13 protein-coding genes are annotated in these 14,948 nt (G+C 57.3%); 12 read left to right on the top strand and 1 reads right to left on the bottom strand.

The annotated features are described in order from the left end of the window. Positions 1-13 precede the first annotated feature (13 nt). The 9 genes from MYS68_RS12440 (at position 14) to MYS68_RS12400 (ending at position 9,313) form a co-directional block, all read left to right on the top strand. Positions 14-880 (top strand): carbohydrate ABC transporter permease, encoded by an 867-nt coding sequence (locus tag MYS68_RS12440; protein WP_248926144.1) that lies wholly within the window; start codon positions 14-16, stop codon positions 878-880. Next, complete coding sequence (locus MYS68_RS12435; protein WP_248926143.1) at positions 877-1,710, top strand: carbohydrate ABC transporter permease; 834 nt, start codon at positions 877-879, stop codon at positions 1,708-1,710. Before MYS68_RS12440 ends, MYS68_RS12435 begins: the two co-directional genes overlap by 4 nt. A gap of 23 nt (positions 1,711-1,733) precedes the next feature. After that, positions 1,734-2,741, top strand: coding sequence for a Gfo/Idh/MocA family protein (locus MYS68_RS12430; protein ID WP_248926142.1), 1,008 nt, complete (start codon positions 1,734-1,736; stop codon positions 2,739-2,741). A 43-nt stretch (positions 2,742-2,784) separates the two neighbouring features. Then, positions 2,785-3,315, top strand: a complete 531-nt coding sequence (gene cysC / locus MYS68_RS12425; RefSeq protein ID WP_248926141.1) for an adenylyl-sulfate kinase — start codon at positions 2,785-2,787, stop codon at positions 3,313-3,315. After that, a complete protein-coding gene (locus MYS68_RS12420; RefSeq protein WP_248926140.1) occupies positions 3,312-4,730 on the top strand; it encodes a sulfatase family protein in 1,419 nt (472 codons plus the stop codon). Before cysC ends, MYS68_RS12420 begins: the two co-directional genes overlap by 4 nt. Before the next feature lie 84 nt (positions 4,731-4,814). Next, on the top strand, positions 4,815-5,777 hold the full coding sequence (locus MYS68_RS12415) for a helix-turn-helix domain-containing protein (protein ID WP_248926139.1): 963 nt from the start codon (positions 4,815-4,817) through the stop codon (positions 5,775-5,777). 145 nt (positions 5,778-5,922) lie between these two features. Next, positions 5,923-7,026, top strand: coding sequence for a Gfo/Idh/MocA family protein (locus MYS68_RS12410; protein ID WP_248926138.1), 1,104 nt, complete (start codon positions 5,923-5,925; stop codon positions 7,024-7,026). A gap of 48 nt (positions 7,027-7,074) precedes the next feature. After that, a complete protein-coding gene (locus tag MYS68_RS12405) occupies positions 7,075-7,881 on the top strand; it encodes a sugar phosphate isomerase/epimerase family protein (protein WP_248926137.1) in 807 nt (268 codons plus the stop codon). A 43-nt stretch (positions 7,882-7,924) separates the two neighbouring features. After that, positions 7,925-9,313, top strand: a complete 1,389-nt coding sequence (locus MYS68_RS12400) for a sulfatase family protein (protein WP_248926136.1) — start codon at positions 7,925-7,927, stop codon at positions 9,311-9,313. A 178-nt stretch (positions 9,314-9,491) separates the two neighbouring features. Here MYS68_RS12400 and MYS68_RS12395 read toward each other — a convergent pair whose 3' ends face one another. Continuing rightward, entirely contained in the window at positions 9,492-10,889 is a 1,398-nt protein-coding gene (locus MYS68_RS12395) for a sulfatase family protein (protein ID WP_248926135.1), read from the bottom strand. A gap of 360 nt (positions 10,890-11,249) precedes the next feature. Between MYS68_RS12395 and MYS68_RS12390 the strand changes: the two genes are divergently transcribed. The 3 genes from MYS68_RS12390 to MYS68_RS12380 all read left to right on the top strand — a co-directional run bounded on the left by MYS68_RS12390 (position 11,250) and on the right by MYS68_RS12380 (position 14,837). Further along, entirely contained in the window at positions 11,250-13,451 is a 2,202-nt protein-coding gene (locus MYS68_RS12390) for an ATP-binding protein (RefSeq protein ID WP_248926134.1), read from the top strand. Positions 13,452-13,483: 32 nt separating this feature from the next. Further along, positions 13,484-14,044 (top strand): Pvc16 family protein, encoded by a 561-nt coding sequence (locus tag MYS68_RS12385; RefSeq protein ID WP_248926133.1) that lies wholly within the window; start codon positions 13,484-13,486, stop codon positions 14,042-14,044. A 232-nt stretch (positions 14,045-14,276) separates the two neighbouring features. Further along, on the top strand, positions 14,277-14,837 hold the full coding sequence (locus MYS68_RS12380) for a hypothetical protein (RefSeq protein WP_248926132.1): 561 nt from the start codon (positions 14,277-14,279) through the stop codon (positions 14,835-14,837). Positions 14,838-14,948 lie beyond the last annotated feature (111 nt).

The following is a 14,948-nucleotide window of genomic DNA, read 5'->3' as shown; positions in this document are numbered from 1 at the left end:
AGGGAGGAAACCTATGACGCAAGTATTTAAGAACAAGTACTCGTATGCATTGCTGCTGCCGGCAGGCATCATTTATTTCGTCTTTTATTTGCTGCCGACGATCATGTCGGTTTTCTTCAGCTTGACGCGGTGGACGCTCACGAAATGGGAATTTATCGGCCTGGAAAACTTTCAGATGTTTTTCTCCGAGGACTCCCTCAGCATCGGCTTTCGAAATACGCTGATCTATGCGGTCGTCACCTGCGGGCTGAAGGTGATCCTGGGGCTCCTGCTCGGCACGTTCCTGACGTCCCGGATTTTGTTCAAGGATTACCTGAGATCGGTCATCTTCTTTCCAACGCTGCTCAGTACGATCGCCGTCGGCATCGCCTTCAGCAGCATGATGCACCCGACGGAGGGGATCATCAACAAAGCGCTGGCCGCCGTCGGCATCAGCGGCCCGGACTGGCTCGGAGACGTCAAGCTGGCGCTCTTGTCGGTCGCTTTCGTCGACGTGTGGAAAGGGGTCGGCATCGCGACGGTCATCTACATAGCGGGCATTTTATCGATCCCGCAGCATTATTATGAAGCGCTTAAAATCGACGGAGGCAATAATTTCGACAGCTTCCGGCATATTACGCTTCCGCTCAGCCGTCCGGCCATGAATTCCGTCATTATTTTGGCGTTCATCGGCGGGCTGCGCAGCTTCGACCTGATCTGGGCGATGACCAAGGGCGGACCGGGTTTCACGACCGACCTTATCGCCTCGATCATCTATAAACAATATCAGGCCGGCTTTTACGGCCTCGCCACAGCGGGCAACGTCATCCTGTTTATCGTCGTTTCCGTACTCGCCTTCCCGCTGTACAAGTTTTTGAACAGAAGCGAGGTTGACCTATGAGCAGAAGCAAAAGCCAGTGGGTAACCGGTTTGATTTCGCTGCTGCTGTCGACATTAATCTTTTGGGTGCCGTTTTACTTCGTTATCATGAATTCATTCAAAAACAGCGCGGAAGCCTCCCTGTTCAACATGGCTCTTCCGACGGCGTTCGAAGCCTTGAACAATTACAAAACGGTGCTGACGGCCGACGATTACATGGTGGTCCGCGCATTTTACAACAGCACGGTGCTGACCGTCTTTTCCATCGTCGTGCTGGTGATCGTCTGCTCGATGGCCGGATTCGTGCTGCAGCGCAGGGAGGGAGGCAGAGCGTCGTCGCTTATCAATTTCCTCATCTTGACCGGACTGATGATTCCTCCGGCGATTGTGCCGACGATCTGGGTGCTGAACGGCATCGGCCTGTTCAAAACGATGACCGGGCTTACGCTCGTCGAGGTCGCGCTGCATTTTCCGTTTGCGGCGATATTGTATAAAGCTTTCATGGCGACGATTCCGAAGGAGCTGGACGAAAGCGCGTTTATCGACGGATGCGGCGGACTCAGGCTGTTTTTCAGCATCGTGTTCCCGCTGCTGAAGCCGGTCACCTCGACAATTGTCGTTTTGACGGCGGTCGGCATATTCAACGACTTCGTGAACCCGCTGTATTTTTTGCCGGGATCGGAGAACGCGACGGTGCAGCTGACGCTGTACAACTTCACGAGCATTTATAAAACGGAGTGGAACTTGCTGTTCGCTGATATCGTGCTCATTTCGATTCCGCCGCTTGTCTTGTTTTTATTTTTCAATAAAAAGATCGTGGCCGGCATGACGGCCGGAGCCGTCAAAGGCTGATCCGCAGGAAGGAGGCGCTCGCTATGATTCGCGTAGCGGTAGTGGGGGTAAACCGGATCGGCGGCATTCATTGCCGTTTCTACAAAGACCATCCGGATACGGAGCTCGTTGCGGTTTGCGATTTGCTGGAGGACCGGGCCCGGCAGGCGGCGGAGGCTTTCCAAACGAAGGCATATACGGATTTGTCCGCCATGCTTGCGAATGAGGAGATCGATATGGTGTGTGTCGCGACGGGCGGCGAGGAGAAAGGAAGCCATCACTTCGCTCCGGTGATGGCGGCGATCGAAGCGGGGAAGGATGTGCTCGTGGAAAAGCCGATCTCCAACAGCATCGAAGAAGCCCGGGAAATGGTGCGGGCGGCCAGGAACAAGGGCGTCCGCTTCGCCTGCAACCTGAACCACCGCTTTACGCCGGCGGCGGCCAAAGGCAGGGAATGGATCGGCCAAGGCAAGCTCGGCGCGCCGCTCTTCCTGAATATGCGGTTGACGATCGCCAATAAAGCTGACGATACCGAATGGTTTCATATGCGGGCGCTGCATCCGCATTCTATCGACGTGATGCGGTACATGTTCGGAGACATTCGCCGCGTGCAGTCGTTTATGACCAAAGCGCCGGGGCGGTCCACGTGGTCGACGGCGAGCGTCAACATGCAGTTTGCCAGCGGCGCGGTGGGGCATCTGACGGGCAGCTACGACATGTCGATGCTGCATCCGATCGAATGGTGCGAGGCTGCCGGCACGGACGGACGTTTCGTGATCGAAAACGTATACGAAAGCATCACGCTGTACCCGCACCGAAGCGAAGAGACGACGGCTCTGCGCAATCCGATCATGCGCGGCATGCTCGGCTTCGACGATACGTTTAACCGGCGGCTCGAGCGGTTTATCGTACAGATTCAAAACGGCGCGCCGCCGGAGGAGATCGAAGCTTCGGGAGCCGACGCGCTCGCCGCGCAGGAAGTGATTGAAGCGGCGATTCTCTCGCACCAGTCCGGAGGTGAAGCGGTTGACGTACCCGCCGCAGGTTTGTAGCGAACATGTGCATACTGGCGACGAATTAAAGGAGGCCGCAGCGATGGATAAACGGGAAGGGAACGTCCTTTGGTTCACCGGGCTGTCGGGTGCAGGAAAAACGACAACCGCCCGCGAAGTGTACGGGTATATGGTCCGGCTTGGCCGGGGGGTGGAGCTGCTCGACGGCGATGAGCTGAGAGCGCGGGTTTGCAAAGGGCTTGGGTTCGACCGCGAGGGACGAATGGAAAACATCCGGCGCATCGGGTATATCGCTTCGCTGCTGTCGCGGCATGGGGTCGACGTGATCGTTTCGGCGATCACCCCATACCGCGAAATGCGGAATTATCTTCGCACGCTGCTTCCCGGTTATGTGGAAATTTATGCGCAATGTTCTTTGGCCGAATGCGAAAAGAGGGATGTGAAAGGATTGTACGCCAAGGCGCGCAGGCAGGAGATCGGCCATTTCACCGGCATCTCCGACCCTTACGAGGAGCCGGAGCGGCCTGATCTCATCATCGATACGGAAAACCGGCCGCTCGCCGAAAACGCAGGCGCCATCATCGAGTGGCTGAGAGGAAGGAACCGGCTATGAACATTATTATGATCTCGCTGGATACGCTCCGCGCGAGCCGTTTGGGGTGTTATGGCTACGCAAAGCCGACCAGCCCTTATCTGGACCGCATCGCCTCCGAGGGGGTGCTGTTCGAGCGGGCGTACGCCTCCGATATCCCGACGGAAGTGGCGCATACGTCGATTTTTACCGGCAAAATCGGCCTGACGACCGGCGTCGTATCGCACGGCTCGGACCTCAGCTACCTTCCGAAATCGGAAGGATGGTTGCCGGCGATGCTGCGGTCGGCCGGATTTACGACGGCGGCGGTCGACAACTTGTATCACCTGAAGGAGTGGTTTGCCAGAGGCTACCGCTACTATATCAACAGCTCCGGCAGGACGCGCTGGATCGACGGCAAAACGGTAAACGAGCTTGCGCTCGCCTGGCTGCGCCAGCATCGTACCGGGCCGTTTTTTCTGTTTTTGCACTACTGGGACGCGCATACTCCGTATTTGCCTCCCGAATCGTACGTCGGGGAGTTTTATCCGGCCGGGCGCGACCGGTTCGACCCTGCCAACCGCAGCATGGAACGCGCTTACAACCATCCGGCGTATCCGTTTTTTAAGCATCATCATTACTGCCATCTCGGCCCGGTAACGGACAGCGATTATGTCAGCGCGCTGTACGACGCGGAAATCCGCTACCTCGACGACCGTCTCCGCGAGCTGGACGAAGCGCTTGAAGCTCTCGGCATCCGCGAGGAAACGCTGCTCGTGCTGTTCGGCGATCACGGCGAAAGCTTGACGGAGCACGATATCTACTGGGATCATTGCGGGCTGTACGAGCAGACGGTGCACGTTCCCGTCATAATGCGCTGGCCGGGACGCATTCCGCAGGGCAAGCGAATCGGCGGTTTGGTGCAGCATGCGGATTTGCTGCCGACGATTATGGAGGCGGTGCGCCGCGGGCAGCCTGCGGGGATCGAGCTTGAGGCGCTGCGTGAGACGGGGACGCTTGACGGGAAAAGTTTATGGCCTTGCATCGAAGGTACCGATTCGAAAGGGACGAACGGGCGCATATACTTAAGCGAGTGCGCCTGGCAGGCGGCCCGGGCTGTAAGGACGGAGAGATACAAGTTCATCCGTTATTACGATTCGGGGCCGTTCACGCGGCCGCTGCGGGAGCTGTACGATTTGCTTGCGGACCCGGAGGAGACGAACAATCTCGCGGAGCGCCTGCCCGATGTTGCCTCAGAGCTGGAACGCGATCTGATTGAGTTCGTTCAAGCGAAGCTCGCCGGCCGGCCCGACCCGATGCATCACCAGCTCAGCGAAAAGGGGCTGCCGTTTCGCAGACGAATTGAGACGATTTTGGCGCAGGCCGGCATGACGTGGGACGAGTGGCGGTCCGATCCCCGCAGGGAGCGGTACGATGCCCGCAGCGACCATCGATAGAATTTTTTCAGGATGCACGGACAGTTCTTATTGCTTTCAAACGGCCGTTGACCTTAAATGAGGAAATCAAAGGAGGGCCTTGCATTGGAGAACCGTTATAGCAGCAGCCAGTTTATGAAGGAACGATCTTTCCCGTTTTGGATTGACCGGTATTTTCATGATCATGATCATGTGCCTTCTCTTCACGGACACGATTTTGTCGAGCTGGTGTACGTGGTGCGCGGCGAAGCGCTGCACGTCTTCGAAGGCAACGCTTACGAGATCCGGGCCGGCGACGTATTTATCATCAATCCGGGCGAAGTGCATACGTACGAGATCAAGATGGGCAAGGAGCTCGAAATCATCAACTGCCTCTTTTTGTCGGACCTGATCCAAAGCAATATGCTGCTGGAGCTCGGCATTCATCAATCGATGGATTACTTCTACGTGCATCCTTTTCTGAATAAAAAAGAGCGCTTCCATAATCAGCTCAACCTGCGCGGCCAGGATGCGGCCCGGGTGCTGTTTTTGCTGGAAGCGATGATGAACGAGCTCTCCGGCCGGCAGCCCGGCTGCGAAGCGCTGATCCGCCTGCAGATGGTGGAGCTGCTCATTTTGCTGTCGCGTTTTTACAGGCACAGGGAAAAGCAGGCCGTCCGCGGCTCTGCGCGCAACAGCGAGCGCGAGCTGCTCGTGCGCCGCATTTGCGGTTATTTGGAGCGCTATTACGACAAGAAGCTGAGCATTCCCGATATTTGCAAGCTGTTCAACATCAGCTCGCGGCAGCTGAACCGCATTTTCAAGGATGAACTCGGCATGACGGTGTTCGATATGATCCATCAGATCCGCATCGAACGGGCAAAAACATTGCTGGCGGAAACGGAGGAGAAGGTGATCATGATCGCCGGGCGCGTCGGCTACGACGATTCCGCTTTTTTCAGCAAGCTGTTCCAGCGGCTTGTGGGCTGTTCCCCGGGAAAATACCGGGAAAGCTCCTATACCGGCAAACGTAGGTCTATCCCGGTCATTTCCGACGCATATGAAGCCGGCGACCAGCGCCGGGCATGACGACACAATCGGCTGTCAGAATGTCGCAATCGGCCATGAAAGCGGCGTTCCGGCTGTCGTATGATAAATATGTAAGGTTTACCATAATCCAGGAAAGGTGGTGCAGTCTCCGGGCCTGACGTCTCCGGGCCCAGGGGCGCAAACTATGGCTTTGAACATCGGCATTGTCGGGATGAACGGAATTGGCATGCGCCACGCGGAATGCTACTCGAAGGACCCGCTCGCGAAAGTGCTGGCGGTATGCGACGTCGTGAAGGAGCGGGCGGACAAGGCAGCGGAAAAATACGGCGTCAAAGCGTATTACAGCCTGCGGCAAATGCTCGAAAGCGAGCCCGATCTGCAGATCGTCGATGTGACGACCGGCGGCATCGAAAACGGCAGCTGGCACTTCGAGCCGGCGATGCAGGCGATCGACGCCGGGAAGCACGTGCTTGTGGAAAAGCCGCTGTCGAGCGATATCCGCGAAGGCCGGGAGCTTGTGCGGTTTGCCGAACAGAAGAAAGTATATCTCGGCTGCAACCTGAATCATTACTTTACCGCACCGGCGGAAAGAGCCAAGCAATATATGGATTCGGGGGATGTCGGGGAAGTCGTTTATTGTCTGGCCAAGATGGGCTTCAACGGCGGGGAGGAGCTGTACAGCGCGCCGAAAACGATGAAGGACAAGGACCGTCCCTACTTCCATATGAAAGCGTTTTTAACCCATCCGTTCAGCGTAATGAGGTATTTTTGCGGCGATATTACGCATATCCAGACGTTCTCGAACCAGGCGGGCTTCCGGAAAAGCGCCGGCGATGTCACGGTATCGATCAACAGCATCCACGTCAAATTCGCCAGCGGCGCAGCGGGTTATTTGCTCAGCCAACGCGGCGACGCGACGTACGGTTTGGGCGGCTGGTGGAGCATGGAGGTAGGCGGAACGAGAGGCACCTTCACGATCGAAAACTGCGTGGAGAAGGTATCCTACTGGCGGGCGCAAAAGGGTGTGCCGGCGATCGGTTCGCATCCGGCGCCGGAGGTGACGGAATCCGGCGTGACCGAGTTTAATACGACGTTCAACAACCGGCTGCACGCTTTCCTCGAAGACATCGCAAATGGCGTTCCGCGCGAGCATATCCGGGCTTCCGGGCGGGACGCACTGGCCGTGCTTGAATATACGTTCGCGGCGATGGAGTCGTATGAACAGGGCGGCGCCGTCGTCAGGCCGCAGCCGCTTCCGCCGTTCCACGGCGATCCGCTTGTCATGTAAGCCGGTCTTTTGCGGGATGAGTTTTTTAGATAAAGGAGTGTATCGACAATGATCAAGCTTGGCGTGAATTCGGTGTTATTCAAGGAATTCGACTTTCAGACGGCGGCCCGTCACATTGCGCTGTGCGGTTACGACGGGGTGGAGGTTTCCGCGATTGAAGGCATGTGCGAGCATCTCGAGCTGGCGCGGTGGAAGGAGCAGGCCGCGCAGATCCGAACGGCCGCTCAGGAAAACGGTCTGGCTCTGCTGTCCATGGAATTTGCCGGCGTGAAAAGCGAGCAGCGCCTCTTGACCGCCTTCGAGGCGGCTGCGGAAATCGGCATTCCGATCGTGAATGTAGGACCCGGAGGGAAATCCGGTGTGGAGGAGGATGTGCAAAAATCGATCGATATGCTGCAGCGCATGTCGGAGCAAGCCGCGTCGTTTGGCGTGACGCTGTGCGTGAAGGCACACGTCGGCCAGTCGATCTTCGATACGCCGACGACGCAGCGGGCGATGGCCGAGGTGACCTCCCCCGCATTCGGCATCGACATGGACCCGAGCCATATTTACCGGGCGGGGGAGGACCCGGAAACGGCGCTGCCGGCGGTGATCAGCCGCGTGAAGCACGTGCATATCCGCGACTGCAAAGGCCGCGAACAGGGGCCGGGACCGATCGAACTGCAGGCGTGCGGGCGCGGGGACATCAATCTGTTCGCCTACTGCAAGGCGATGGTCGACCATCAGTACGACGGTCCAGTCGTACTCGAAGTGATCGGTGCGAAGCCGGAGCATTCGCTGGCGCAAATCTCCATTATCGCCGCCGAAACGTACGGTTACCTGAATGCTTGCCTGAAGCAGCTTGGCGCAAGGTGACCGCTTGAGCGCCGCATATCCGCCTGATAGGGGAGTGAACGATATGGCAACAAACAAACCGAACCTGATTGTTTTCGGCATCGACAGCTTGCGCCGCGACCGGATGAGCGCTTACGGCTACGGCAGGCTGACGACGCCGCACCTGGATAAACTGGCGCGCGAAGGGGTTTTGTTCGAGCAGCACTTCAGTCCGAGCATCCCGACGACTCCCGCTTATGCGAGCATGCTGACCGGGCAGGACATCTTCGGCACCGACGTGGTTGCGCTCAGGCATAAAGGGCCGATCGGAAACCACGTCAGAACGCTGGCGGAAGTGCTGCGCGAAAACGGCTATAACACGACCTGCGTAGGGTTCACGGGCAATCCGTCGTCACGCGGCTTCGACAAATATTTGGACTACGAGGCGTGGATGCCGGACGAGGAAGGAAGATGCCCGAAAGCGGAAAATTTGAACGACGTCACGATCCCGGAGCTGAACCGGCTGGCCGGGGAGGATAAACCGTTTTTCCTGTTCCTGCGCCATATGGACCCACATTCGCCCTACCTGCCGCCCAAGCCTTTCGAGCGGCTGTTCTACGGCAAAGACGAGCGCGATCCGTCCAACCGTTCCATGGACCCGGTGTACGGCTTCAAGCCGTTCGCCGATTTTCTGAAATCGTGGATTCCGGAGGGGGTGACCGATCAGGAGTATGTATGCGCCCAATATGACGGAGCTGTCGCCTATATGGACGCCTGTATCCAAAACCTGATGGAGCACGTTTCGTCGCTCGGCCTGGATGAGGATACGCTGGTCGTGATCACGTCGGATCACGGCGAAACGCTGTACGAGCACGATTGCTACTTCGATCATCACGGATTGTACGACTGCACGCTGGTCGTTCCGCTGATCATCAAGTTTCCGGGTAAAGTGCCGGCCGGCAAACGCGTTGCGGACATTACCCTGATCAGCGATATTATGCCGACGATCCTCGATCTGATGGGTCTGGAGGGGGCGAAGGCTCTCGATGGACGAAGCCTGGTTCCGCTTTTGGAAGGCAGTTCCGTAAAGCCTGTCAGCGAGTTTTACATCACCGAATGCACTTGGATGAGAAAACACGGCTGGCGGACGCCTCATTGGAAGCTGATTCGCGCGCTGGAGCCGGATTTCCATTTCAAACCGGAGATCGAGCTGTACAACCTGATTGAAGACCCGCTCGAACTGAACAATGTGGCGGAGCAGGAGCCGGAAATCATCCAGCTCTTGACTAGCCGGATGGAAGCGTACATACAAAAGCGCGAGCGGGAGACCGGACGGACGAACCCGATGTATACGAATCTCGATTGGCATGGCAAGGGGAGCGGTCCGTTCAAAACGTCGCAGGAAGCGTACGATGCGCTGTATATCGGCAATGCGCGGACCGCACGGACGCTTCAGGCGAAAGAGGCGAAGTAGGCGCAGCAAGGAAACGCAGCGGATAAATTAGGTACCGGAGTCGTGGGAAAACCCGCCTTGCCGCAAGGCGGGTTTTGACTTGCCGGGGCTCGGACGCGGGATCGAGAGTTGTTTTCCCCGATTCGGGTTCTCCGATGCGCGTTGGGGGATGTCGTGCTTGACGGGGGATTTCATCAAGTCACAGCTTTCGTCCCCGCAGCAGCTGATCGCGCATCCACTCGTTTTGCACAAGTCCGTCTCCTTCGGCAAGAAGCGTTTGATACAGCCGAGTTCTAAGCTCGGCCACGACATTGCGGCAGGAAGAATCGCCGATCCGGTTGACGAGCTCTCCCGGGTCGTCTTCCAGATGATACAGCTCGTCGGTGTCCGTCGTATTCCAGATGTACTTCCATTCGTTCGTCCGGATCATCCGCTGGGTATAAAGCCCGAATTGCTGCCCGTTGTAAGTGGCGACCGCTTCTTCCCGCCAATCGGGAACCGGAGCGCCCTGGAGCAGCGGCAGCAAGGACCTGCCGTGAAAATCGGCGGAAGCCGGCATACGGCCGGCCGCCTCCAGCAGCGTGGGGGGAAGGTCCAGCATGTTGCACACGAACCGGTCGCATACGGTTCCATTCCGAACCATCCCGGGCCAGCGCACGATCAAGGGTACTTTAACGACGTCGTCGTACAAAATGTAATGCTTATCCATCATCCGGTGGGCTCCGCACATATCCCCATGGTCGGCGGTAAATACGACGATCGTATGTTCTGCCTGATTCGCGTCCTCCAAAGCCTGCAAAATGTGTCCGACCGCGTCATCCATCTGACTGATGACGGCGTAGTAGCGGGCGACGATTTCCGACCAATCCTGCCACGTATAACCCTCGATGCCCCAGTTATAAAGCTGCTGCTTTTGGATGTAAGGCTTGCCTGCAAACGATTCCTTGAAATTATGCCACTCCGGAATGTCGGCGGGAGAATACATCTCGCTGAAAGGGCTGGACGGCCTGCACGGCAAATGCGGCTCGGGAAAATGCACTTGAAGGTGCCACGGCTTCCGTTCCTTGGCGAACGCATGGATACGCCGGACCGCTTGCGAGGAAAGCCAGTGGGTCCGGGATTGCTCCAGCGAAATGCGATCGTTTTCGCCGAAGTAACCGTTCGCACTCGGCGCAGGAATGCCGGTCTGTTTGCGGAATTCAGCGTATTCCCGTTCCCCGATATACTCGCCGAAGCCGTATTCCATCGGGTCATGCTCCGGATTCACACCCCATTTTCCGATATAGCAGGAGCGGTAAGCTTCGGACAATTCTTTGGGCCATGCGTACTGCTCAGGGGACAGGGCGGACACCTTGAGGGCGCCGCTGAAATTCCACAGCGCTCCGAACGTTTCCGCTCTGCGGCCGCGAATAAATGCTTGCCGGGCCGGGCAGCAGACGGGGATCGGCGTGAATGCGTTCGTAAACCACGCCCCCGCGGATGCGAGCCGGTCCAAATTCGGCGTCCGCACCGGATATTTCCGGGCATACCCGATACAATCGTAACGGCACTGGTCGGCGACAATGACAAGCAGGTTCACCTGCGGCTCCATTTTCATAAATCCCTCCGGGTCGAGAAAAAGATGGATACTATCGACATTTCCAACATACCCTTTTTGACTTAAAAAATCATGGCCGATATTGCCAACTTGGCGATATGAATCCGTTATTCCAAGGCCACGTTCACTGGAAAGGCTTTGTCGAAAGAGCGGGAACCGGGATTCCGGGAACACACCGTCGAATTTCGAAAGATCCATGCGGCATATTATGTTATTTTTTTGAAAATGCAGGAGGAAAATGTTGGCGATCGTCGAATAGTTCCTTTATTAACGAAGTGGGACTTATCTCCTGGTATGTTGCATATAAGAGCCGCTGGCGGCGATCGGGTAAGTTGCCGTTATGATCGGAGGGGTGGATGTTTGGCGAAGCGAGTCGCGGAGAGCAAGCAGCATGAGCCGTTTTCTACAATTGCGGAACATTTGCAGGCCGAATTGACACTGCTGGATTTGAAACTTCATTCACTTTGGCTGAAGCGAAGAGCGGCCGGCGCGGACAATCCGTTCGATCATTTGAAAGGTCTCGTCATGTCCGAGCAGGAGGTGCTGCATTGGCTGAGCGGGCCCGAAGCGGCTTCCGAAGAAGACGAAGATTGGCGAATCGGGGCGCTGGAGGCGGAAATAGAGCAGCGCTTGCAGCTTGGGACCGAAAGGCAGATTGTCATGCCGCTGCAGTATGTATCCCGCGTTTTCGGGTTATCCGCCTGCGAAGAACAGTGCGTGATCATCTGTCTGGCGCCGGAGATTCACCGGAAATACGAGAAAATTTACGCTTATTTGCAGGACGACGTTACCCGCAAAACCGCCTCGGCGGAGCTGGTCATGCAGCTGATTGGCCGCACGGAGGAGGAGAAGCTGCAGCTGCGAAGCTGCTTTTCCGCCGGCAGCACGCTGCAGCGTCTGTTCTTATCGCCGATTCCCCAGCCACCCGGCGGCACTCTGCTAAGCCAGCCGCTCCAGCTCGATGAAAGAATCGTCGAGTTTATGCTCGGCACCGGCAGGTTGGACCGGCGGCTTTCTTCGTTTTGCGAGCTGATCCGCCCACAGGACAATCCGGGCGAGCTGCTCGTGGACCAAAAGCTTCAGGACAAGCTGAGGACGTTTGCCCGCAGGGCGGACGAAGCGGACTCCGAAGGGCATAATGGGCTGCTGTTTTGTTTGTTCGGCGCTTCCGGAGCCGGCAAGCTGTTTCAGGTCCGGCACTTTTGCTCGTTTTTCCGAAAGCCGCTGCTTGTCGTGGATGCAGGGCGTATGCTGCAGGAGGACAAACCGCTTGGCGAGCTGCTGACGCACGTGACCCGCGAGGCGCATCTGCAGCAGGCCGTTCTCTGCTTCCGCCGGCTCGATCCACTTCTGCAGGAGGATCCGGCGGCAAGCAAAAAGCTGGATGCGCTTTCGGCGTCTCTTAAGCACTTCCCGCAGATAGTGTTTTTATTGTCGGAACGGTCCTGGAAACCGGATCATGCCGAGCAGCGCTTATGTATCGAAGCGGAGATCGGCATCCCGGACGAAGGGCAGAGGGAAAGGTTATGGTCGACGTTGTCCGGGAATTACCCGATGGATCGGACGGGCATCCCGTGGGGGATGGTCGCCGGCGCATTTCGCTTTACCCCGGGGCGCATCGTGCAGGCGCTGAAACAGGCGCATACGCTCAGCATGTGGGATGCCGGGGATGGCCCGAATGCGGGGCAAATCCGTTACGAGCATGTGATTGCAGCCTGCTATCGCGGGGCGCAGCATCGTCTGGAGACGAAGGCGACGAGGCTGAAGCCGAAATACGGCTGGAGCGACGTCGTTTTGCCGAAGGAGCAAATCAGGCAGCTGCAAAATGCATGCAGTCAGATCAAATATCGGCATATCGTGTACGGCCAGTGGGGTTTTTCGCGCAAGCTTTCGTACGGCAAAGGCGTCAGCATGCTCTTTTCCGGACCGCCCGGCACGGGCAAAACGATGGCGGCGGAGGTGATCGCGGGCGAGCTGGCGCTGCAGATTTATAAAATCGACCTGGCCCAGGTCGTCAGCAAATACATAGGCGAAACGGAGAAAAACTTGCATGACCTGTTTCGCGAAGCCCAGCTCAGCCATGCGATTTTGTTTTTCGACGAGTGCGACGCCCTGTTCGGCAAACGGTCTGAGGTGAAAGATTCGCACGACAAATACGCCAACATGGAAACGTCCTTCCTGCTGCAAAAAATGGAAGAGTACGAGGGCGTCTGCATCATGGCCACCAACTATTTGCAAAATATCGACGAGGCTTTTATGCGCCGCATCGGCTATATTGTCAAGTTTCCGTTTCCGGACGCTTCTTACCGGGAAAACATATGGCGTTCGCTTTTTCCGAAGGAAGCGCCCCTGTCGGAGGAGGTCGATTTCGCTTATCTCGGCCGCAAGCTGGAGCTTTCCGGAGGACATATCAAAAATATTGCTGTGTCGTCGGCATTTCTTGCCGCGGAGGCGGGAGAGCCGATAGGAATGCGTCAAATTATGCAGGCAGCGCGCTACGAGCTGCAAAAAAACGGCAAAATCATATCGGATAACGATTGGGACGAATATGCGGAGGCGTAACGGATGCCGTCCTATTAAGCGAAGGTGGGTTTATGGGAGATTATACGGCGATCGCCGATGTGAGCCAAACGTTGATCGGGCTGCTTCGGGAGCAATTGACTCCATATCCGATAGCGCGTCCCGAGCTTGTAGGTCTCGCTTCCCCTGCGGAGAAGGGGGACTTCGGCCTTACGTTGTTTCTTTACAGCATCAAGGAGTGCATAGAATACCGGCAAGCTGCGTTCTCCGGGCAGGGCGGCGGCTCGAAGCCGCCGATGGCGGTGGAGCTGAACTATTTGATGACGGCCCACTCCGCAGCCGATCCGCAAACCCGCGCGCTCGACGAGCATCTTATTTTGGGCAGGGCGATGCAGGTGTTTCACGAAAACGGCATTATCGACAATTCGTCGCTGCGCGGCACGCTTGCCGAAAACCGCGAAGCGATCCGCATCGTGCGCGAGTCTCTTCCGCTCGATACGATGCTGTCATTATTTCCGCAAATGCCCTATAAGCTGTCTGTCAGCTATTTGGTAGGGCCTGTCTTCATCGATTCGGGCAAGTTTTCGGTCAAGCCGCGGGTCCGCGGGAGCAATACGAGGATGGAAGGCGTATGACAAGGGGGTTATTCGCATCGCAACGATCCGGCTTTCTTTTGTCATCCGGCTAATCGATACTTGCACCGGCGGCCCGCCGCCCGATGGCTCCGTTACGGTTACGCTCGCAGAGACATCCCGGCGGCCGATCGCCAAGCAGGGGGGCATTTACGCTTTCGTCGATCTTTTTCCGCAAACGTATACGGTTTCTGTGCGGTCGCCTTTGTTTTTCGAGCGGGCGATCTCCGTCGATATGGCGTCCTTAGAGCCGGAGGACCCGGTCGTTTACGCGGCGCTCGAACCGAGACCCGAATATCCGTTCGGCGACAGGGAAACGGTGGTTCGCGCCGCTTTGCGCAGCGCTTCCGGGCAGCCTTTGGCCGGCGCGATTGTCATCGCAAGCGTGCTGACCGACGATTGCGCGAGAGCGAGGCTGGCGGCGGATGCCGAGGAAGGCGGCCAGGTCGTCCGGCTTGCCGGTCTGACCGGACCGGTGAGCATCGGGGATACATACCGCATCAAGGATAAAACCGCCGTTTCGGAGCAAACGTATGCCGTATCCGGATTGCATGGCGATCCGAGGACCTTCGAGCTTTCCCCGCCCCTGCCTGTCGGCTACAAAAGGGGAGCCGCGCTTCTGCCCGTCGCCTCGTCCCGAAGCGATGAAAGAGGCGAGGCTGCGCTCGCTTTGCGCGGCTGCCGGACCAAACAGGTTGCCGTCAGGCTTGATATCACATACGCAGGGCGATCGGCCTTCAAGGAACTGAACATCTTGGAAGGCGTGTCGAACTACGCCGGCCGCATTCAATTATGATTAGTCGATCGGACCACACGGCCGGTCTTCTATATAAACCCACCAGGAGGGAGGAACTGGTTTCGATTTTTGAAACCGGGTAATAATGCCAGAGTACAGATCGCCAGGAGT

The organism is Paenibacillus hamazuiensis (assembly GCF_023276405.1).
Taxonomy (GTDB): Bacteria; Bacillota; Bacilli; order Paenibacillales; family NBRC-103111; genus Paenibacillus_AF; species Paenibacillus_AF hamazuiensis.
This window is presented reverse-complemented; position numbering and strand designations above follow the sequence as displayed.

Coding starts and splice junctions, on each gene's coding strand:
- MYS68_RS12380 (WP_248926132.1), top strand. CDS start 14,277: ATGGCGTCCTTAGAGCCGGAGGACCCGGTCGTTTACGCGGCGCTCGAA.
- MYS68_RS12400 (WP_248926136.1), top strand. CDS start 7,925: ATGGCAACAAACAAACCGAACCTGATTGTTTTCGGCATCGACAGCTTG.
- MYS68_RS12410 (WP_248926138.1), top strand. CDS start 5,923: ATGGCTTTGAACATCGGCATTGTCGGGATGAACGGAATTGGCATGCGC.
- MYS68_RS12435 (WP_248926143.1), top strand. CDS start 877: ATGAGCAGAAGCAAAAGCCAGTGGGTAACCGGTTTGATTTCGCTGCTG.
- MYS68_RS12420 (WP_248926140.1), top strand. CDS start 3,312: ATGAACATTATTATGATCTCGCTGGATACGCTCCGCGCGAGCCGTTTG.
- MYS68_RS12395 (WP_248926135.1), bottom strand. CDS start 10,889: ATGAAAATGGAGCCGCAGGTGAACCTGCTTGTCATTGTCGCCGACCAG.
- MYS68_RS12385 (WP_248926133.1), top strand. CDS start 13,484: ATGGGAGATTATACGGCGATCGCCGATGTGAGCCAAACGTTGATCGGG.
- cysC (WP_248926141.1), top strand. CDS start 2,785: ATGGATAAACGGGAAGGGAACGTCCTTTGGTTCACCGGGCTGTCGGGT.
- MYS68_RS12405 (WP_248926137.1), top strand. CDS start 7,075: ATGATCAAGCTTGGCGTGAATTCGGTGTTATTCAAGGAATTCGACTTT.
- MYS68_RS12430 (WP_248926142.1), top strand. CDS start 1,734: ATGATTCGCGTAGCGGTAGTGGGGGTAAACCGGATCGGCGGCATTCAT.
- MYS68_RS12440 (WP_248926144.1), top strand. CDS start 14: ATGACGCAAGTATTTAAGAACAAGTACTCGTATGCATTGCTGCTGCCG.